This window comes from Rhodoferax potami (assembly GCF_032193805.1).
GTDB classification, from domain to species: domain Bacteria; phylum Pseudomonadota; class Gammaproteobacteria; order Burkholderiales; family Burkholderiaceae_C; genus Allorhodoferax; species Allorhodoferax potami_A.
In genome coordinates, this window is record NZ_JAVBIK010000001.1 from 2,447,707 (window position 1) to 2,466,836 (window position 19,130).

18 protein-coding genes and 1 other RNA gene are annotated in these 19,130 nt (G+C 61.2%); 13 read left to right on the top strand and 6 right to left on the bottom strand.

Features of this window, described 5'->3' with window-relative positions; genetic code table 11:
• Window positions 1–8: 8 nt before the first annotated feature.
• Window positions 9–1,868 (top strand): ABCB family ABC transporter ATP-binding protein/permease, encoded by a 1,860-nt coding sequence (locus RAE19_RS11715; protein WP_430962533.1) that lies wholly within the window; start codon window positions 9–11, stop codon window positions 1,866–1,868.
• A gap of 3 nt (window positions 1,869–1,871) precedes the next feature.
• Entirely contained in the window at window positions 1,872–2,486 is a 615-nt protein-coding gene (locus RAE19_RS11720; RefSeq protein WP_313875052.1) for a hypothetical protein, read from the top strand.
• 87 nt (window positions 2,487–2,573) lie between these two features.
• Here RAE19_RS11720 and RAE19_RS11725 read toward each other — a convergent pair whose 3' ends face one another.
• Together RAE19_RS11725 and RAE19_RS11730 are read right to left on the bottom strand one after the other, a co-directional pair.
• Entirely contained in the window at window positions 2,574–2,795 is a 222-nt protein-coding gene (locus RAE19_RS11725) for a hypothetical protein (protein WP_313875053.1), read from the bottom strand.
• A gap of 274 nt (window positions 2,796–3,069) precedes the next feature.
• Complete coding sequence (locus RAE19_RS11730) at window positions 3,070–3,831, bottom strand: FadR/GntR family transcriptional regulator (protein WP_313875054.1); 762 nt, start codon at window positions 3,829–3,831, stop codon at window positions 3,070–3,072.
• Between the two features lie 126 nt (window positions 3,832–3,957).
• On the opposite strand from RAE19_RS11730, the gene RAE19_RS11735 reads away from it, so the two are divergent.
• The 5 genes from RAE19_RS11735 to RAE19_RS11755 all read left to right on the top strand — a co-directional run bounded on the left by RAE19_RS11735 (window position 3,958) and on the right by RAE19_RS11755 (window position 8,104).
• Entirely contained in the window at window positions 3,958–4,206 is a 249-nt protein-coding gene (locus RAE19_RS11735) for a hypothetical protein (protein ID WP_313875055.1), read from the top strand.
• 71 nt (window positions 4,207–4,277) lie between these two features.
• Entirely contained in the window at window positions 4,278–5,255 is a 978-nt protein-coding gene (locus tag RAE19_RS11740; RefSeq protein WP_313875056.1) for a LysR substrate-binding domain-containing protein, read from the top strand.
• A 107-nt stretch (window positions 5,256–5,362) separates the two neighbouring features.
• Window positions 5,363–6,274, top strand: coding sequence for an amino acid ABC transporter substrate-binding protein (locus RAE19_RS11745; protein ID WP_313875057.1), 912 nt, complete (start codon window positions 5,363–5,365; stop codon window positions 6,272–6,274).
• A 52-nt stretch (window positions 6,275–6,326) separates the two neighbouring features.
• Complete coding sequence (gene pyrC, locus RAE19_RS11750) at window positions 6,327–7,373, top strand: dihydroorotase (protein WP_313875058.1); 1,047 nt, start codon at window positions 6,327–6,329, stop codon at window positions 7,371–7,373.
• On the top strand, window positions 7,352–8,104 hold the full coding sequence (locus RAE19_RS11755; RefSeq protein WP_430962573.1) for a DUF3025 domain-containing protein: 753 nt from the start codon (window positions 7,352–7,354) through the stop codon (window positions 8,102–8,104). Before pyrC ends, RAE19_RS11755 begins: the two co-directional genes overlap by 22 nt.
• On the opposite strand, the gene RAE19_RS11760 is transcribed toward RAE19_RS11755, so the two are convergent.
• Window positions 8,088–9,098: a Bug family tripartite tricarboxylate transporter substrate binding protein gene (locus RAE19_RS11760; RefSeq protein ID WP_313875060.1), complete on the bottom strand. Its 1,011-nt coding sequence runs from the start codon at window positions 9,096–9,098 to the stop codon at window positions 8,088–8,090. The genes RAE19_RS11755 and RAE19_RS11760 overlap by 17 nt on opposite strands.
• 198 nt (window positions 9,099–9,296) lie before the next feature.
• Between RAE19_RS11760 and htpX the strand changes: the two genes are divergently transcribed.
• Complete coding sequence (gene htpX, locus RAE19_RS11765) at window positions 9,297–10,175, top strand: protease HtpX (RefSeq protein WP_313875061.1); 879 nt, start codon at window positions 9,297–9,299, stop codon at window positions 10,173–10,175.
• A 115-nt stretch (window positions 10,176–10,290) separates the two neighbouring features.
• The gene (locus RAE19_RS11770) at window positions 10,291–10,920 is read left to right on the top strand and encodes a LysE family transporter (RefSeq protein WP_313875062.1); all 630 of its coding nucleotides are present in this window, start codon (window positions 10,291–10,293) and stop codon (window positions 10,918–10,920) included.
• A 131-nt stretch (window positions 10,921–11,051) separates the two neighbouring features.
• On the opposite strand, the gene RAE19_RS11775 is transcribed toward RAE19_RS11770, so the two are convergent.
• Window positions 11,052–12,857 (bottom strand): NAD(P)/FAD-dependent oxidoreductase, encoded by a 1,806-nt coding sequence (locus RAE19_RS11775; RefSeq protein WP_313875063.1) that lies wholly within the window; start codon window positions 12,855–12,857, stop codon window positions 11,052–11,054.
• 50 nt (window positions 12,858–12,907) lie between these two features.
• Window positions 12,908–13,855, bottom strand: a complete 948-nt coding sequence (locus tag RAE19_RS11780; RefSeq protein ID WP_313875064.1) for a helix-turn-helix domain-containing protein — start codon at window positions 13,853–13,855, stop codon at window positions 12,908–12,910.
• A gap of 165 nt (window positions 13,856–14,020) precedes the next feature.
• On the opposite strand from RAE19_RS11780, the gene eat reads away from it, so the two are divergent.
• The 3 genes from eat to eutC are packed head-to-tail and all read left to right on the top strand — an operon-like array spanning window position 14,021 to window position 17,687.
• Window positions 14,021–15,415, top strand: coding sequence for an ethanolamine permease (gene eat, locus RAE19_RS11785; RefSeq protein ID WP_313875065.1), 1,395 nt, complete (start codon window positions 14,021–14,023; stop codon window positions 15,413–15,415).
• Window positions 15,416–15,456: 41 nt separating this feature from the next.
• The gene (locus tag RAE19_RS11790) at window positions 15,457–16,857 is read left to right on the top strand and encodes an ethanolamine ammonia-lyase subunit EutB (RefSeq protein ID WP_313875066.1); all 1,401 of its coding nucleotides are present in this window, start codon (window positions 15,457–15,459) and stop codon (window positions 16,855–16,857) included.
• An 8-nt stretch (window positions 16,858–16,865) separates the two neighbouring features.
• Window positions 16,866–17,687 carry an ethanolamine ammonia-lyase subunit EutC gene (gene eutC, locus RAE19_RS11795; RefSeq protein WP_313875067.1) on the top strand — a complete coding sequence of 274 codons (822 nt, stop codon included), beginning with the start codon at window positions 16,866–16,868 and terminating at the stop codon, window positions 17,685–17,687.
• 21 nt (window positions 17,688–17,708) lie between these two features.
• Here the strand turns inward: eutC and cysK are convergent, their stop codons facing one another.
• Window positions 17,709–18,626 carry a cysteine synthase A gene (gene cysK, locus RAE19_RS11800; protein WP_313875068.1) on the bottom strand — a complete coding sequence of 306 codons (918 nt, stop codon included), beginning with the start codon at window positions 18,624–18,626 and terminating at the stop codon, window positions 17,709–17,711.
• A gap of 116 nt (window positions 18,627–18,742) precedes the next feature.
• On the opposite strand from cysK, the gene rnpB reads away from it, so the two are divergent.
• Window positions 18,743–19,087, top strand: an RNA gene (gene rnpB, locus RAE19_RS11805) — RNase P RNA component class A.
• The last annotated feature ends 43 nt before the right edge of the window (window positions 19,088–19,130 follow it).

Sequence of the window (19,130 nt, forward strand, 5' to 3'; positions counted from 1 at the left end):
TGTCCCCCATGCGACCCTCTAGTCTTCCTGCAGCCGCGCCTGCCGCTCCCCCGTCGGCGCCCGGCATGCCACCTTCCTCGGATTGGAAGACGTTGCAACGCTTGTTTCCGTACCTCTGGACCTACAAATGGCGGGTCATCGCAGCCCTGGGCTTCATGGTGGCGGCAAAGTTGGCGAACGTCAGCGTGCCCTTGCTGCTCAAGCAGCTGGTGGACGCCATGACCCTTAAGCCCGGTGACGCCACGGCAGTGCTGGTGGTACCCGTGGCCCTGCTTGTCGGGTATGGCGCATTGCGGCTGTGCACGTCCTTGTTCAGCGAACTGCGCGAGCTGGTGTTTGCCAAGGCGACCGAGGGCGCCGCACGGTCCATTAGTCTGCAGGTGTTCCGCCACCTGCATGCCATGAGCTTGCGCTTCCACCTGGAGCGCCAGACCGGTGGCATGACGCGCGATATCGAGCGGGGCACCCGTGGTGTGCATTCGCTGATCAACTATTCGCTCTACAGCATCGTACCCACCCTGATCGAGGTGACGCTGGTGCTCACGCTGCTGGCCGTCAAGTTTGACGTTTGGTTTGCCTGGATCACCGGCATTGCGCTGGTGGTGTACATCGGCTTTACCGTCACCGTGACCGAGTGGCGCACCCAGTTCCGCAAGAAGATGAACGAGATGGACAGCACGGCGCACAGCCGGGCCATCGATTCGCTGCTGAATTACGAGACGGTGAAGTACTTCAACAACGAAGACTTCGAGGCCCGCCGCTACGACGAGAACCTGGAGCGCTATCGCCGGGCAGCCGTCAAAAGCCAGCGCACCCTGAGCCTGCTCAATAGCGGCCAGCAGCTCATCATTGCCAGCGCGCTGGTCACCATGCTGTGGCGTGCCACGCAGGGTGTGGTGGACGGGCGCATGACGCTGGGCGACCTGGTCATGGTTAACGCCTTCATGATCCAGCTCTACATTCCCCTGAACTTTCTGGGCGTGATTTACCGCGAGATCAAACAGAGCCTGACCGACCTGGAAAAGATGTTCAGCCTGATGGAGCGTGAGCGCGAGATTGCGGATTCGCCGGATGCGCGCCCCCTGCAACTGGCGGCCGGCGGGGCCGATGCCAGCGTGCGGTTTGAAGATGTGACCTTCAGCTATGACCCGACAGGCAGCCAAGCCGCTGCGGGCACCGAGGCGCGCACCATCCTGCACCACATCAGTTTCGAGATACCGGCGGGTAAAACTGTTGCGGTAGTCGGTCCCAGCGGCTCGGGCAAGTCGACTTTGGCGCGGCTGCTATTCAGGTTTTATGACGTGCAGCAGGGCCGCATCACCATTGCCGGGCAAGACATCCGCAACGTCACCCAAGGCAGCGTGCGCCAGGCGATCGGGATCGTGCCGCAGGACACCGTGCTGTTCAACGATACGGTGGAATACAACATTGCTTATGGCCGCCCCGGTGCCAGTCGTACCGAGGTGGAATCAGCCGCCAAGGCCGCTCACATCCACGGCTTTATTGCCGCGGCCCCTCGCGGTTACGACACCATGGTGGGCGAGCGGGGCTTGAAGCTCAGTGGGGGCGAAAAACAGCGCGTGGCCATTGCCCGCACGCTGCTCAAGAACCCGCCCGTGATGATTTTTGACGAAGCCACCAGCGCGCTGGACAGCGCCAATGAGCGCGCGATCCAGGCTGAGTTGCAAGGCGTTTCTCGCAACAAAACGACCCTGGTGATTGCGCACCGTTTGTCGACGGTGGTGGATGCGCACGAGATATTGGTGATGGATGCCGGTCGCATCATCGAGCGCGGCAATCATGCCGAGCTGCTATTGGCCAATGGACGTTACGCGTCCATGTGGGCTTTGCAACAAAGTGGGGAGTAGGTGATGGATGTTCTGTTGTTATTGGTAGCGGCACTCGCTTTCGCGTGGGCCAAAAAGAAGGACCAGAGCGAGCGGATTGCCCTGCTGGGTTCGACGCTGTCGCGCTTTGATATTGAAAAGTTGATGGAAAGCCTCACCGACGGGTATCTGCGGGCCTTGGGCGAGGAAGATGCCGAGCGCCAGGCACAGGTCTGGAGCTACCTCGAGGTGCAAGAGCAAACCCTGAGCGAGCAATTCGCGGCGTTTGCGGCCGAGTTCGCCACGCTGGAGGCGTCCGCGACACGCGTGAGCCGTTTGCCCATCGCCATTCCTTACGCGGCCCGCTGGTGGCCAGCGGCAGGGTTTGATGCGCGGGAAGCGTTTGCAGTGCACGCGCGTGGCATTGCCGCTGTGGTTGAAAACCGTGCGGGCTTGGCGCCCAAGCGCCGTGCGTTCACCCTGTCGGCAGAACTCTTTTTAATGCAGCACACCTGCCATTGGTATTGCCGCTCCAAGACGGTGGCCTCCGCTCGTTTGCTGGCGCGGCACAAGACGGCCTATCAGCAGGTGCTGCAATCGGTGAGCGTTGGCACCCGCGATGCGTATCTGGCATTGACCGGGCAGAACTTGCCAGCCTGAAAGCGGCAAAAAAAGAGGGTCCAGCGATCAAGCCAGACCCTCAACCCGTCGCAATTTAACCTTTATCAACCCGGAGTACGTGCGCCCTTAAAAGGTCTTGCGCAAAGAAATTTCAGCGCCTTCGCCCGAGGCATTGCTCTTTTCTGAGCCGTTGGCGTAAAAGCGTTTCTGTGTGTCGCGCACCAGCGAGAAGTGCACGCCGGTCGTTGCATCCAGCAGCCAGGCGTAACCGATCCCGATGCGGAAGCTGTCTACGTCGGAGCTGGCGTCGGTTGCAGATTTACGCGCTGTTTCGTCGATGTTGCGCACAGAAGCCCGGATTTCTCCTGGTCCGTAAGGCACCCGAACACCGACGGTGAACACATTTTGGGAGCCGGTGCCGACTTAGCAAATGCATCTCTGATCAATGCACACAGGGTGAGCGGCAGCAGGATGGATGGAATAGGGTCCACTTCAAATCTTCTCGCTGGTGTGAAATCAGCCAACTCTTCATAAGTCAGACGTCGGAGGACTGAAGGCAAGTCTAGGAGAAAGTCTGAAATCCAAAATCAGTGAGAGCCCTACCGGGGATGGGGCGGAGGGGTTAGGCAGCTTCGATCTTGCGCCGCAGTCGCTCGCGACTGTTGCTCAAGTGCATGAACATCGAGGCCTTGGCAGACGCAGCATCCTGGCGCGCGATGGCGTCGAAGATGGCTTCATGCTCGCGTTGGGCGATCTCTTTTCCGTCCGACAAAATGGGGAGTACCTCGCCGAATTGGACCGCCGCTGCATGGCTTTTGGCGGTCCCTGTGCCTTCGTGGGAGTGAGAGCGCAAGGTGGTATTGCCCAAGTTGCCCAGCACTTCCAAAAAATACTGGTTGTCGGTAGCGGCAGCTATCTCAGCGTGGAAACGGTAGTCGTCTTCCACCGTGCTCTTTCCCGCCTGCCAGTTGGTCCGATAGCTCTGCAAGGCGTCGCGCATCACCGCCAAATGAGTCTCCGTGCGGCGTAAGGCCGCGAGGTTTGCGGCCTCGGATTCCAGGCTGATCCGCAACTCCAGCATGGCAAGGGTTTGCTTGACATGTAGTTCTGGCGGCGGGGATGACAGCAGGCCGCCGTTCACAGGCCGCTCCAGCACGAATGTGCCTATTCCGTGACGCGTCTTCACAAAGCCACTGGCCTGTAGGCTGGACATCGCCTCGCGGACCACCGTTCGGCTCACGCTGAACTCTTGCATCAGCAATGGCTCCGTTGGAATGCGGTCCCCGGGTTTGAGCTCGCCCGCCAGGATGCGCGCCTGAAGACTGTCGACCACCCGCTGTGGTTGGCTTTTGCTGGTGAGGGGTTTTGGGGAGGGAGTGGTCATATGAGTCAAGTTTTAATGAGGGCGCGAATGATCTCGATCACCCAATTTACAACGCATAAGGGTTGGCGCCATCCAAGAGGTCAGATGTCTTGGTCCGTTGACACTGCATCAATTTGCGGACATCCCATGAAGATCGAAAAAATTACAGGGCAGATATTCACCTACCCCACCTGGCGGTCGGTCGACAGCGATGGGCACTCTCACCCGGGCGCAGAGAGCCAGCCAAAAATGGCACTGCTGACCCTGCAGGCGGATACCGGCGATAGGGTTATGCATGAGCTGATCGATGCGGAAATGTGGTTTGTCAATCTAAGCAACACAAGCTTGTGCTGGGACAAGGAGCATGAGCCTGCGCTCTATCTTGTAGACCTGTAAATCCGGCAACTTGTAGGGGCGGTTTGCCGGGCCAATGGTGAATCCATGCGTTTCACGCATAATGCGCGCCCATGGAAACCAAATGGCTCGAAGACTTCGTGTCTCTGGCTGAAACCCGGAGTTTCAGCCGCTCTGCGCAACTGCGCCACGTCACCCAACCCGCGTTCTCTCGTCGCATCCAGTCTCTAGAGGCTTGGGCGGGCACCGACCTGGTGGACCGCAGCAGCTACCCGACCCGGCTGACACCGGCGGGTGAAACGCTCTACGACCAGTCCCTGGAGGTGCTGCAGGCCCTGCAAAGCACCCGCGCCATGCTGCGCGGGCATACGACTGCCGCCCAAGACGTCGTGGAATTTGCGGTGCCGCACACGCTGGCGTTTACGTTTTTTCCGGCGTGGGTGTCCGAGTTGCGCGAGAAGTTCGGCCCCATGAAGAGCCGGCTGATTGCACTGAATGTGCACGACGCGGTGATGCGCCTGGTGGAAGGCAGCTGCGACTTGCTGATCGCCTACCACCACCCCTCCCAGCCCTACCAGTTGGATGCAGACCGCTATGAAATGGTCAGCCTGGGGGAAGAGATCGTGGCCCCGTATTCCAAGCCGGATGCCGATGGCAACCCGATGTTCTGCTTGCCCGGCAAACTGGGCCAGCCTTTGCCTTATCTTGGCTATGCACCCGGCGCCTATCTGGGCCAGATGGTGGAACTCATCTTGAAGCAGGCAGACGCTCCGATCCATTTCGACCGTGTGTATGAGACCGATATGGCAGAGGGCCTCAAGGCCATGGCTCTCGAGGGGCATGGTGTCGCCTTTTTGCCGCACAGTGCGGTCAAGAAAGACCTCCGTGCCAAAAAGCTGGTTAGTGCTTTGCCGCCGCACATGAAAGGTCTGCAAATCACTATGGAGGTGCGCGCCTACCGCGAGCGTTTGGCCTTGCGGGAGACCGGTCGCGGGCTCAGCGCAGCCCAGCGCGCCCACGCGCGCGCGCCCAAAGGCTCAGCGCAGGCCCTGTGGGACTACCTGCACGCCCAAGGCAGCATGCCGGCCTGATAGTTGCTTGCCCCCCGCACTGCCGCTTATCGCTGCCACAAGCTGAAAGCGGCACCCCGGGGTAAGGTGCAAGACCTGCCCTCATTCTTTATGTCGTTGGAGTTGACATGACCTTTCGTTCTGTACGGGATGCCGCCAAGGCCATCTGTCTATTGAGTTGCCTGGGGGCCGCAGTCTGGGGTGGCGGGGCGCATGCCGCAGGCGTGCTTGATCGGGTGGGTGCTGGTGGCAAGCTGCTGATCGGGCACCGCGAATCCTCCATCCCGTTTTCGTATGTCAATGCCGACAAAAAGCCGGTCGGCTATGCCGTCGATTTGTGCCTCAAGCTGGCAGAGGCGGTGCGCAAGAAGACCGGCGCCAAGAACATGCAGGTCGAAATGGTGCAGGTCACCTCTGCAAACCGGATCGCCATGGTGGCTGAGGGCAAAGTAGACCTCGAGTGTGGGTCCACCACCAACAATGCCGAGCGGCGCGAGAAAGTGGCCTTTACGGTTCCGCACTTCATTACCGGCGCCCGTTTGCTGGTGCGCGCCAACGCACGGATTGACCGGATTGAAGACCTCGAAGGCAAGAAACTGGTCTCCACCAAAGGAACGACGCCGCTCAAGGCCGCTGAACAAGCCAATCGTGAGCGCCTGCTGGGGGTCACGATTCTGGAGGCGCCTGACCATGCCAAGGCGGTCGAGATGGTCGAAAAAGGCGATGCTGATGCGTTTGTCATGGATGACGTGTTGCTTTACGGTTTGGCCGCCAATCGCCCCAAGCCCGATGCCCTGAAGGTGGTGGGCAAGTTTTTGACGACCGAGCCCTTGGCCATCATGCTGTCCAAGAATGATCCGGAGTTCAAAAAGCTGGTCGACGAAGAAATGCGCCGGCTGATCGTCAGCAAAGAGATTCAGCCGATCTACGACAAATGGTTTTTGAAGCCGATTCCGCCCAACGACAAGGCCCTAAACCTGCCGGTGAGCTATTTGCTGCGCGATTTCTGGAAGTACCCCAGCGACTTCGTGCCGTTCTGAGCGGTAGTGTGGCCTCTCAAACAGGCCGGCGGGTTTTGGGACAATAGCGGTCATGACCTCCACCGCCACTCCCCAATCCCTCACCATTGCCCGCCCTGACGACTGGCACTTGCATGTGCGCGACGGTGCCGCCCTGAGCACCGTGGTGCCGCATACGGCCGCCCAGTTCGGCCGCGCGATCATCATGCCCAATCTCAAGCCGCCGGTGACCACTGCCGAGCAGGCGTTGGCTTACAAGGCGCGTATTCAGGCCGCGGTGCCGGCCGGTGTGCAGTTTGAGCCCTTGATGACGCTCTACCTCACCGACAACCTGCCCGCCGACGAAATCGCCCGCGCCAAAGACGCTGGTGTCGTGGCCGCCAAGCTCTACCCCGCAGGCGCCACCACCAACAGCGACGCCGGTGTGACCGATTTGCGCAAAACCTACAAGACGCTGGAGGCCATGCAAAAGGCCGGTCTGTTGCTCTTGGTTCATGGTGAAGTGACCAGCAGCGACATCGACTTGTTCGACCGTGAAGCGGTGTTCATCGACACCCAGTTGATCCCGCTGCGCCGCGATTTTCCTGAGCTGAAAATTGTGTTTGAGCACATCACCACCCTGGAGGCCGCGCAATACGTGCAGGCGGCAGACCGCTTCACGGCGGCCACCATCACCGCCCACCACCTGCTCTACAACCGCAACGCCATCTTTACCGGCGGTATCCGTCCGCATTACTACTGCCTGCCGGTTTTGAAGCGTGAGACCCACCGCCAAGCGCTGGTCAAGGCGGCGACCAGCGGCTCCCCCAAGTTTTTCTTGGGCACAGACAGCGCTCCCCATCCGGCACACCTCAAGGAGCACGCCAGTGGCTGCGCCGGTTGCTACACCGCACACGCCGCCATGGAGCTGTACGCGCAGGCGTTTGATGCCGCAGGTGCGCTCGACCAGCTGGAAGGGTTTGCCAGCTTCCACGGTGCAGACTTTTACAGTCTGCCCCGCAACACCGGCAGTATCACGCTCCAACGCGAAACCTGGACGCCGCCTGAGAGCTTTGCTTTCGGCGAGACCACCCTCAAGCCGCTGGCCGCAGGCGAAGCATTGCAGTGGCGTTTGGTCTAGAAGCCATTGACTGGGCTGCGCCGTGGCTTTCGCCCTGGCGCGGCGCGGGCGAGCGCGTTGCGCAAGGCGTGGACGCCGGGCAAACCGTCGCCCAGGCCCTGAATGCCCAGGGTATGGCCCCGGTGCGCTTTATTCCGCAAAATGAGCTGCCATCGGGCACGGCTTATGAGCAGCATATTTTTGACACCGGGGGCGTGCCGACCCGGGACGGCCTGCACGATTTTTTCAATGGGTTGTGCTGGATGCACTTTCCACTCGCCAAGCAAAAGCTCAACCGGCTGCAGGCTGAGCAGATCGCCCAGACCGGCATCCAGCCGGTACGCGGCCCAGCGCGGGACGCACTCACGGTGTTTGATGAAAACGCGGCACTGCTGATCGCGCCCGATGCGTTGTGGGATGCGCTGGCTGCCAAAGATTGGGCGCGCCTGTTTGGCCCCTTGCGCCCCATGTGGGCCGAGGCGACGTTGATCCTCTTCGGCCACGCGCTGCTGGAAAAGCTGGTTTATCCACGAAAACCGATCACAGCCCACGTATTTCGTGCGCAGGCAGCTACTAATTCGATAGCGGATTTGGATGCGTGGTTAGCCGGGGCTTTGAGTGCCCCCATGCTGGCTGCCAAGCCCTTTGCCCACCTGCCGGTGCTGGGCGTGCCTGGCTGGTGGCCGGACAACACGCTGCCCGGTTTCTATGAAGACACCAGCGTCTTCCGGCCGCTCAGGCCTTCAGCTTGAGCAGGTGCACCATCACCCGTGCGGTGGTGAGGTCGAAGTCAATCTGCGAATAAAAGTCTTTGCCGGCGAGCCAGGAGGCATCCCAGCGGTTTTGCTTGAGCGTGGCTTTCCACTCTTCGTGCTGGGTCGCCAGGCGGATCGCCTCCACCATGGCGCTTTTCCGTGCGACCGGTACGGCTTGCCCAGTAAATACGCCGCGCCAATTTGCCATGTCGAGCTGCAGCCCCTGATCGCGCATGGACGGAATGCCGAACGAGGATTTGCGGGACGAAACGCCGATCGCCCGCAACTGGCCGCTGGCAATCTGTGCGCTGAACTCGCTGAAGCCGGAGACGCCGATGGCGGCCTTGCCCGACAACACAGCGGCAGCTACCTCAGTGCCGCCCGCAAACGGCAGGTAGACCAAATCCTCAGGGTTGGCACCGGCGGAACGGGCGAAGACGCCCGCAAAAATGTGGTCGACCCCACCAGCCGAGCCGCCCGCCACGGGTACTGCTTTCAGTGACGCTTTCATGGCGGCTGAGAGGTCGGTCGCGGTTTTGATCGGCGAGTTGGCGGCCACCACCATCACCAGGTAGTCGCTGGTGAGCCGGGCCAGCGGAGCCAGCACCGCCATGTCAACGGCGGGCTTTTGCAATGCCACGGCGCCCACCATGACGGTACCGCCCATGATCAGGGTGTGGGGGTCTGCGGCGTATTTCTCTGCGTAGTAGGCCAAGCCGAGCGTACCGCCCTTGCCGCCTTTGTTTTCATATTCAATGTTGTCGACGCTGCCTGTTGCGAGCAGGGCACTGCCCAGGGCGCGCCCCGTCTGGTCCCAGCCACCGCCGGCATTGGCCGGAATCACAATCCGCAGCTTTTGCGACAGCTTGCTCACTGGTGCGGTCTTGGCGCCCACGACTTTGGCCGTTTGTGCAAAGCTTGCAGTGGCGGCCATGAGTGTGCTGCCGGCAGCCCATTGGGCGAGGAGGGTGCGACGGTTGATCAGGTGCATAGAAGGGCTTGTGGGGGGAAGAGCAGGCTATTCTCACCGCTTGAGGCGGGTTTGAGACCTGACTGCTTTGTAAAAAAATAGCAGTTCAGAATGCCCATAAACTTCATGGGCTCAAGCAGCGGGGTGCTTGAATTCACGCCCCGCGCCCCTACTATCTGCATTAACGGCCCGTGAAGGGCGCTTTTCCGAGAGAAAACCATGAAACGCATTTTTTTGTTTATTTTGACCAACGTGCTGGTGGTCGCTGTGCTGGGCGTGGTCGCCAGCCTGCTGGGGGTGAACAAGTTTTTGACCTCTAACGGCCTGAACCTCGGCGCTTTGCTGGGTTTCGCCCTGATCATGGGTTTTGGTGGCGCCATCATCTCCTTGTTGATCAGCAAGCCTATGGCCAAGTGGACCTCGGGTGTGCAAATCATCGAGCAACCCCGCAATGCCGACGAGGCCTGGATTGTGGATACTGTGCGCAAATTTGCTGACAAGGCCGGCATCGGCATGCCCGAAGTTGGCATCTTCGAAGGCGAACCCAACGCATTCGCCACAGGCGCGTTCAAAAACAGCGCGCTGGTAGCCGTGTCCACCGGTTTGCTGCGGGGCATGACCCGCGACGAAATTGAAGCCGTGATCGGTCACGAGGTGGCGCACATCGCCAACGGCGACATGGTCACCATGACCCTTATTCAGGGCGTCATGAACACGTTTGTGGTGTTTATCAGCCGCATCGTCGGATACGCGGTGGACAGCTTCTTGCGCAAGAACGACGAGCAGAGCAGCGGCCCCGGCATCGGCTACTACGTCACGACCATCGTGATGGACATCGTGCTCGGCTTTGCAGCCGCCATGGTGGTTGCCTGGTTCAGCCGTCAGCGCGAGTTCCGTGCCGATGCGGGTGCCGCCCAGTTGATGGGCCGCAAGCAGCCCATGATGAACGCCTTGGCCCGCTTGGGCGGCATGACCCCTGGCGAGCTGCCCAAGAGCGTTGCTGCCATGGGCATTGCGGGTGGTATCGGTCAATTGTTCTCCACCCACCCGCCTATCGAGCAGCGCATTGCAGCTCTGCAAGCTAGCAACGGGCAGTAAACCCGGCGGCGCTAGCCGCTGTACTTCCTAAGCCAACCCCTTGCCGCTGCATGCGCCAAGGGGTTTTGTTTTTTGACGTGCTACAAACCTTGTTTGCATTTCACTTCTTCGCCCTATGGAATTCGCTACCTGGCTCGCCTTCTTTGCTGCTTCCTGGGCTATCAGCATCTCGCCGGGCGCTGGCGCCGTGGCCGCCATGAGTGCTGGGCTGAACCACGGTTTCCGGCGCGGCTACATCACCACTTTGGGGCTGGTGTTGGGTATCTGGACGCAGATTGTGGTGGTGGGCGTCGGGTTGGGAGCGGTGGTTGCCGCCAGCAGTACGGCGTTTCTGGTCATCAAATGGGCGGGGGTTGCGTATCTGGTGTGGCTGGGTATCCAGCAGTGGCGAGCGCCCGCGGTGCCCTTGGCCACCCAGGCTGAAGTGACCCCGCTAGTCGCCGCACGCACCATGATCTTCCGGGCGTGGGTCATCAATGCGCTGAACCCGAAGGGCACGGTTTTTCTGTTGGCTGTGATGCCGCAGTTTTTGAATCTAGCCGAGCCGCTACTGCCCCAATACCTGGTCATCGCAGCCACACTGGCCTTCACCGATCTGGTTGTGATGGCCGGCTACACCGCGCTGGCGGCCCGGGTGCTGCGCGCACTCAAGTCCGAGTCGCACCTCAAAGTCATGAACCGGGTGTTCGGCGGTCTGTTTGTGGCCGCAGGCACCTTGCTTGCGTTGTTCAAACGAACCGTTTAAGCCGTGTCGATAGCCCATGTCGCAGCCCGGAGTCGCTGCGTCCATGCTTTTGCATGGCTGGCTGCTGCAAACGCTTCAGCCCGAGGCCGCCACTGTGTTTCAGGTGTTCCGGTAAGCAGAAGCTGCCCCGGTCAGTGGGCCTTGAGCATATCCAAGGCCAGCGCCTCCGCCACTTTGATGCCATCTACGCCGGCCGACAGAATGCCACCGGCATACGATGCGCCCTCGCCTGCGGGGTAGAGGCCGCGCACATTGGTGCATTGCAGGTCCTCGCCGCGCGGAATCTTGATGGGGCTGGAGGTGCGGGTCTCCACACCGGTGAGCACTGCATCGGCCATATCAAAGCCTTTGATCTTGCGGCCGAACACCGGCAATGCTTCGCGCATGGCCTCAATGGCGTAGGCGGGCAGGGCAGGAGCCAGGTCGCCCAGCTTCACGCCGGGTTTGTAAGACGGCGTGACGCTGCCGAACTCGGTGGAGGGCTTGGCCGCAATAAAGTCGCCTACCAGTTGGCCGGGCGCCTCATAGGTGCTGCCGCCCAAGGTGTAGGCGCCGCTTTCCAGCTGGCGTTGCAGGGCAATGCCCGACATCGGGTGAGCGGCCTTCGGGTCTTTGGCTTTCAGGGCTGCGGCTTCTTCTGCATAGCGTTTGCCTCGCTCGGGGCCGAAGGCGTGCACAAAAGCGGCCTCGCTGTCCGGATAGTCGGGCGGGTCGATGCCCACCACCATGCCGACGTTGGCATTGCGTTCGGCGCGCGAGTATTGGCTCATGCCGTTGGTGACCACGCGCTCCGGCTCGCTGGTGGCGGCCACCACCGTGCCGCCCGGGCACATGCAAAAGCTGTACACCGCTCGCCCGTTGGCGGCGTGGTGCACCAGTTTGTAGTCGGCAGCACCCAGCAGCGGGTGGCCTGCGTGGCGGCCCCAGCGGGCGCGGTCGATCACGCTTTGAGGGTGCTCGATGCGAAAGCCCACAGAAAACGGCTTGGACTGCATGGCGACTCCGCGCTCGTACAGCATGGCAAAGGTGTCGCGTGCACTGTGGCCCAAGGCCATGACCACATGGCTTGTGGGCAACTCATACACACTGCCGTCTTGAAGGTTTTCGACCTCTAGCCCACGAATTGATTGCGCAGAGTGCTCCTGATTTAGTAGCAAATTATTGACGCGCTGCTCAAAACGGATTTCGCCGCCTAGGGCAATAATCTGCTCGCGGATGCCTTCTACCACCTTCACCAGCTTGAAGGTGCCGATATGCGGGTGCGCTTCATACAGGATTTCGGAGGGCGCGCCGTACTGCACAAATTCGTGCATCACCTTGCGGCCCAGAAAGCGGGGGTCTTTGATCTGGCTGTAAAGCTTGCCATCCGAAAAGGTACCTGCGCCGCCTTCACCGAACTGCACATTGCTCTCGGGCTTGAGCGTTTTTTTGCGCCACAGTCCCCAGGTGTCTTTGGTGCGCTGGCGCACGGTGGTGCCGCGTTCCAGCACGATCGGTTTGAAACCCATTTGGGCCAGCACCAGCGCCGCGAACATGCCGCAAGGCCCGAAGCCCACCACGACCGGGCGCAGGGGCATATCTGCGGGAGCCTGGGCGACCATGCGGTAGGCCATATCGGGCGTGGCACTGATGTGCGGATGGTTGGCGTGCCGGATCAGCAAGGCGGCTTCCTGCGCCGGGTCTGCCAGTGTCAGGTCCACGATGTAGACCGCCAGCAGGTCGACTTTGCGGGCGTCAAAGCTGCGCTTGAAGATGTGCAGGTCGGCGATGTCGGTGTTCGCAATGCCCAGCGCTTGGGCGGCCAACGCTTGCAGGGCCTCCACTGGGTGGGCTACCGGGGCGCGGTCGGCCTCGGTTTCTGCGGGCGCATCAGCGGCGCGGCGCGCCTCCACGGGCAGGGCGGAAAGGGGGAGTTTGAGTTCGGTAATTCGGATCATGGCACGGGCTCGTGGTTATCAAGCAAGGCCCTGATTTTACGCGGGCTGGATCAATGCAGTCCGGTGCGCGGGGTGGCCGAGGGGCTGTAGCCAAAGAGTTTGCGGTAGTCGCTCGCGAACTGGCTGAAGTGCCAGAAATTCCAGTCAGCAGCCACGTCGCGCACCGTCGCGCTCGGGTTGCCGCGCAAGTCGCGTCGCGCACCGTTGAGACGCAAGATGCGCAGCGTTTGCACCGGCGTCATGCCCAGCACGTCTTCAAAACAGTACTGCAGGGTGCGCCGGCTCACATGCAGCTGCTCACACAAGTCGGGCACGGTCACGCTCTGGTCGTGATGGGCCAGCAGGTAATCCCGCGCTGCGGCCACGATGCGCTGGCGGCGGCTGAAGCTGTCGCGCACCCCGGCATCCACCACGCCGGTGTCCAGCAAGGGCAGCAGGGCTTCCAGGGCATGAGTTTGCGCGTGCGCCGGATCGGCCGGCACCCCGTGATCGGGTTGCAGTAATGCACTCAATGTGTGCAGGCACTGCTTCAGTGCTGCCGCAGAGGGGTGCAGTATTTCGGCGGCCTGTAGCCGGCTCCAGTCCACATCAAAGCCCAGCGCTTGGGCGGCGCTGCGCAAGGTGTCTTGCCGTACCACCAGGCCGAAGATGGTGTAGTCGGCCGGTGTTACCAGCTCAAACTCTTGGTGGCCCGGGCGCACCAGCACGCTGTGGGGGGCCGCCGTGCGTCCGTTGATGCGGGTGATGTCCGCCGAGAACGGCAGCCCAAACCACATGGCATCAGGCCACACGCAGCAGGACTGCCGCATACCCTGGCTGGTGCTCTCGCGAAACACCTGCATCCCGGGGAGCTGGATTTCCTCCAGCAGCCCGTGGAAGGTGCCGCAGGTGGTCTGGTCGTAGCACTGCTCCCAGTTGGTGAGGTTGGCGGCGTGCTCGTCCGCATCGCGGGCCTCGACGACGCGCAGACCGGCTGCAGTGTGGGGTATGGGGTTCATGAAGCTTCTCTCCCGTGATGCAGTCCGGGTTTGCACCGTCCAGGTGCGCGCCGCAAGTCTGCCGATTTTTGATACCAGCTTATGGCGGGACTGCCTACATTCACAGCTAGCAAACCCTATGCCGAGCTGCATCGGACCTTGACTCAACCTTGTTGGAGAACCTACATGTCATCTGCGCATTCCACGGGCGTGCACACGCTTAAACCGGTGCTCAGCACCCTGCAACTCTGGGGCATTGCCGTGGGGTTGGTGATATCCGGCGAATATTTCGGCTGGAGTTTCGGCTGGGCCTCGGCCGGTACCTTGGGCTTCACGGTCACCGCGCTCTTCATCGCGGCGATGTACACCACTTTCATCTTCAGCTTCACCGAGCTGACCACGGCCATTCCTCACGCCGGCGGGCCCTTCGCCTACAGCAAGCGGGCTTTCGGCCCCACCGGTGGCTATCTGGCCGGGGCGGCTACGTTGGTGGAGTTTGTGTTCGCTCCACCCGCGATTGCGCTGGCGATCGGGGCTTACTTGAACGTGCAGTTTCCCTCGCTGGATCCCAAGCTCGCGGCCCTGGGCGCCTACCTGGTGTTCATGACACTCAACATCGTCGGTGTGCAAATTGCCGCCACCTTCGAGTTGGTGATCACCGTCATCGCCATCTTTGAATTGCTGGTGTTCATGGGGGTGGTGTCCCCCGGCTTCTCGATGGCCAACTTCACCAAAGGCGGCTGGGCGGGTAGCGATGATTTTAGCTGGGCCGCGATTCCCGGCATGTTTGCCGCCATTCCGTTTGCTATCTGGTTCTTTTTGGCGATCGAAGGTGTGGCCATGGCCGCCGAAGAAGCCAAAGACCCCAAGCGCTCGATTCCGATTGCCTACATCACCGGCATCTTGACGCTGGTGTTCCTGGCCGTCGGAGTGATGGTGTTTGCCGGTGGTGCCGGCGACTGGACCAAGTTGGCCAACATCAACGACCCGCTGCCCCAAGCGATGAAACTCATCGTCGGCGAGAACAGCGGCTGGCTGCATATGCTGGTGTGGCTGGGCCTGTTCGGTCTGGTGGCGTCGTTCCACGGCATCATTTTGGGTTACTCGCGCCAGATCTTTGCGCTGGCCCGCGAGGCCTATCTGCCGGCTTACTTTGCCAAGGTGCATCCGCGCTTCAAGACACCACACCGCGCCATTCTGGCGGGTGGCGTGGTGGGCATAGCTGCCATCTACAGTGACTCCTTCATCACTATCGGCGGCCAGTCTTTGACGGCCAATATCGTGACCATGTCGGTGTTCGGCGCCATCCTGATGTACATCTTGAGCATGCTCAGTGTGTTCAAGCTGCGCCGGGCAGAGCCTGCCATGGTGCGCCCTTTCCGTGCACCGCTGTACCCCTTCTTCCCGGCCTTTGCCTTGTTCGGCGCGCTGGTGTGCATGGCCACCATGATCTATTACAACCCGCTCATCTTCGGCTTGTTTGTGGGCTTCCTGGTGTTGGGCTATGTCTACTTTAAGATGACCGGACAACAGCGCGCCGACGCCACGTTGGCAGGCATGAGCGCACCGGTTGCCAAGTAACCGGTCCTGTTCGATTTCAGTTTTTTTGCGGATTCATTGACGTGCCAAGCCACCCTTATCAGCACACCGTTGCAAGCCATGTTTATGGCTTTCGGGATCTCAAAGACCTGATGGCCAAAGCCACGCCTTTGCGCTCGGGCGATATGCTGGCCGGGGTGGCCGCGCACACCGCGCAGGAGCGGGCAGCGGCGCAGATGGCACTGGCAGAGCTGCCATTGCGCACCTTCTTGACTGAAGCCTTGGTGCCGTATGAATCGGACGAGGTCACCCGCTTGATTCTGGATAGCCACAGCGCAGAGGCGTTTGCGCCGGTGAGCCACTTCACGGTGGGAGACTTCCGCAACTGGCTGCTCAGTGATGCGGCAGACGCTGATGCTCTTGCGGCACTGGCACCCGGCATTACGCCTGAAATGGCGGCTGCGGTGAGCAAGCTCATGCGCAACCAGGACCTGATTTTGGTGGCCAAGAAGTGCCGGGTGGTCACGGCGTTTCGCAACACCATCGGCCTGCCCGGCCGCATGGCGACGCGCCTGCAGCCTAACCACCCCACCGACGACGCCACCGGCATCGCCGCTAGCTTGCTGGATGGTTTGCTTTACGGCAGTGGGGACGCCGTCATCGGCATCAACCCCGCCACTGACAACGTGGCCCAGGTGATGAAGCTGGTACACATGATGGGCGACGTGATTGCGCACTACGAGATACCAACCCAGAGCTGTGTGCTCACCCATGTGACCAATACCATCCAGGCGATTGAGCGCGGTGCGCCGGTGGACCTAGTGTTCCAGTCGATTGGTGGCACCGAGGCGACCAACAGCAGCTTTGGCCTGAACCTGGCCTTGCTGGCCGAGGCGCGGAGTGCAGCTCTCTCGCTGAAGCGTGGCACGGTGGGCGACAACGTGATGTATTTCGAAACCGGGCAGGGCAGTGCGTTGTCGGCCAATGCGCACCACGGCATGGACCAGCAAACCTGCGAAGCGCGCGCCTATGCGGTGGCGCGTGCGTTCAAGCCGCTGTTGGTCAACACCGTGGTCGGTTTCATCGGTCCTGAGTACTTGTTTGACGGCAAGCAGATCATCCGCGCCGGTCTGGAAGATCACTTCTGCGCCAAGCTGTTGGGTCTGCCCATGGGCTGCGATGTTTGCTACACCAACCACGCTGAGGCCGACCAGAACGACATGGACGTGCTGCTCACCCTGCTGGGGGCGGCGGGCTGCAACTTCGTGATGGGCATTCCGGGCTCGGACGACATCATGTTGAACTACCAGACCACGTCGTTCCACGACGCCTTGTACGCCCGCAAGGTGCTGGGCTTGCGGCCTGCACCTGAATTCGAGGCTTGGTTGCAGCGTATGAATATTTTTCAGGGGCAGGGCGCCGACTTGGTGCTGCCGCCTGGGCTGCCCACCGCGTTCGAGCAAGCCTTGTTGCCCTTGGCCTGAGGTGATGCATGTCTGATCCACAGTCGCCCGTCACCGCCAACCCATGGGCGGCATTGCGCCAATTCACCGATGCTCGCATTGCCTTGGGCCGCTCCGGTGTGAGCTTGCCTACGAGCGCTCATCTTGCGTTTCAATTGGCCCACGCTCAGGCGCGGGATGCGGTGCATCGCAGTTTGGATGGTTCCGCCCTGGCTGAGCAGCTCAGCGCTGCCTGGCCGGGCCTATCGGGCGCTGTACTTCAACTCCACAGCGCAGCGACAGACCGCAACCACTACTTGCAGCGCCCCGATCTGGGGCGGCGGCTCGACATAGCGTCGCGCGATTCGTTGGCCCCCTCCGAGGGGACCTTGGAGGAACGGCCGTTCGATGTGGCGTTTGTGATCGCAGACGGCCTGTCGGCTTGGGCTATCGAGCAAAATGCGGCACCGTTTTTGGCTGCTTTGCACCAGCGCATGGCGGGTGAAGATTGGAAGGTCGCGCCCCTGTGTGTGGTGCGCCAAGCCCGCGTCGCCATTGGTGATGAAATCGGGCAGGCAATGGGTGCGAAGGCGGTGGTGGTGTTGATCGGGGAGCGACCCGGTTTGAGCTCACCGGACAGCATGGGCCTGTACCTGACCTGGATGCCCCGCGTGGGGCTGACGGACGCGAGCCGCAATTGCATTTCCAATGTGCGGCCCGCAGGGCTGGTGGTTGAGGAGGCCGCCTACAAATTGCACTTCCTGCTCGCCGAGTCCCGTCAGCGCCAGCTCTCCGGGGTGGAGCTGAAAGACGAAACCGCCACGGCGGCTACTGCCCTAAACGCAGACCACGGCAACTTCCTGCTGAAGTAAGCCGCGGCCTTTTGCGTCGGGTCAGGTGGGCAAGTAGCCTTCGACCGAAAGGTAGCGCTCGCCGGTATCGTAGTTAAAGCCCAACACGGTGCTGCCTGCGGGAATCTCGGGCAGCTTCTGCGCAATCGCGGCCAAAGTGGCGCCGCTGGAGATGCCCACCAGCAAACCTTCTTCGCGCGCGCTGCGGCGGCCATACTCACGGGCGGCTTCTGCTTCGACCTGGATCACGCCATCCAGCAGCTCGGTCTTCAAGTTTTTGGGAATGAAGCCCGCGCCAATGCCTTGAATCGGGTGAGGAGCCGGTGCACCACCGCTGATCACGGGGGATGCGGAGGGCTCTACCGCAAACACCTTGAGCTGCGGCCACTTGGCTTTGAGTACTTGGGCCACACCGCTCAGATGCCCGCCGGTGCCCACGCCGGTGATGATGTAGTCCACGCCTTGGGGAAAGTCGTTGGCGATTTCCAGTGCGGTGGTGCGCACATGCACGTCGATGTTGGCGGGATTCTCAAACTGCTGGGGAATCCAGGCGCCGGGGGTCTGGGCCTTGAGCTCTTCAGCGCGGGCAATGGCGCCTTTCATGCCCTTCTCGCGCGGTGTCAGGTCGAAACTGGCGCCGTAGGCCAGCATCAGGCGGCGGCGCTCAATCGACATGCTGTCGGGCATGACCAAGATTAATTTGTAGCCTTTGACGGCTGCGACCAACGCCAAGCCCACGCCGGTGTTGCCGGAGGTGGGCTCAATGATGGTAGCGCCGGGTTGCAGCGCGCCGCTGCGTTCTGCGTCTTCGATCATGGCCAAGGCGATGCGGTCCTTGATGGAGCCGCCCGGGTTGGTGCGCTCGCTCTTTACATACACCTTGTGGCTGTTGCCGAACAGTTTGTTGATGCGGATGTGGGGCGTGTTGCCGATGGTTTGCAGGACGTTGTCGAATGCCATGGGGTGTCTCCGTGATGGGGTGTGCAGCTGATTATTTTGTAGCAAAGCCGTGAATTGCTAGCGACAGTTTGCACATATCGATATTCCGGCGCCGGCAGGCCCGATAATTAGGGGGTGAAGCCCGCCAGACCACCGCTGGTGCAATTTGGGAAACCAAGCACTGGAGGAACGTCCGGACTGCATAGGGCAGCGTAGCAGTTAACGACTGTCCACTGACAAGCCGGCCACGCAAGTGGCAGGCCCTAAGGTGAGGATTAGAGCAACAGAGACGAGCCGATTTAGTTCGGGTGAAACGGGCAATCTCTACGCGCAGCAATACCAAGTAGGCCAACGTTGACGGGGCCCCCGGAGTTGGCGGGTAGGTAGCATCGAGCCGTTTGGGTGACCAGCGGCCCAGAGTAATGGTGGTCACGTGGGGGAAACCCCATGCACAGAATCCGGCTTATCGGTGGGCTTCACACTTTATTTGTTGTATGGTCGAGTCTTCACAGTGTTTTTGGCGGA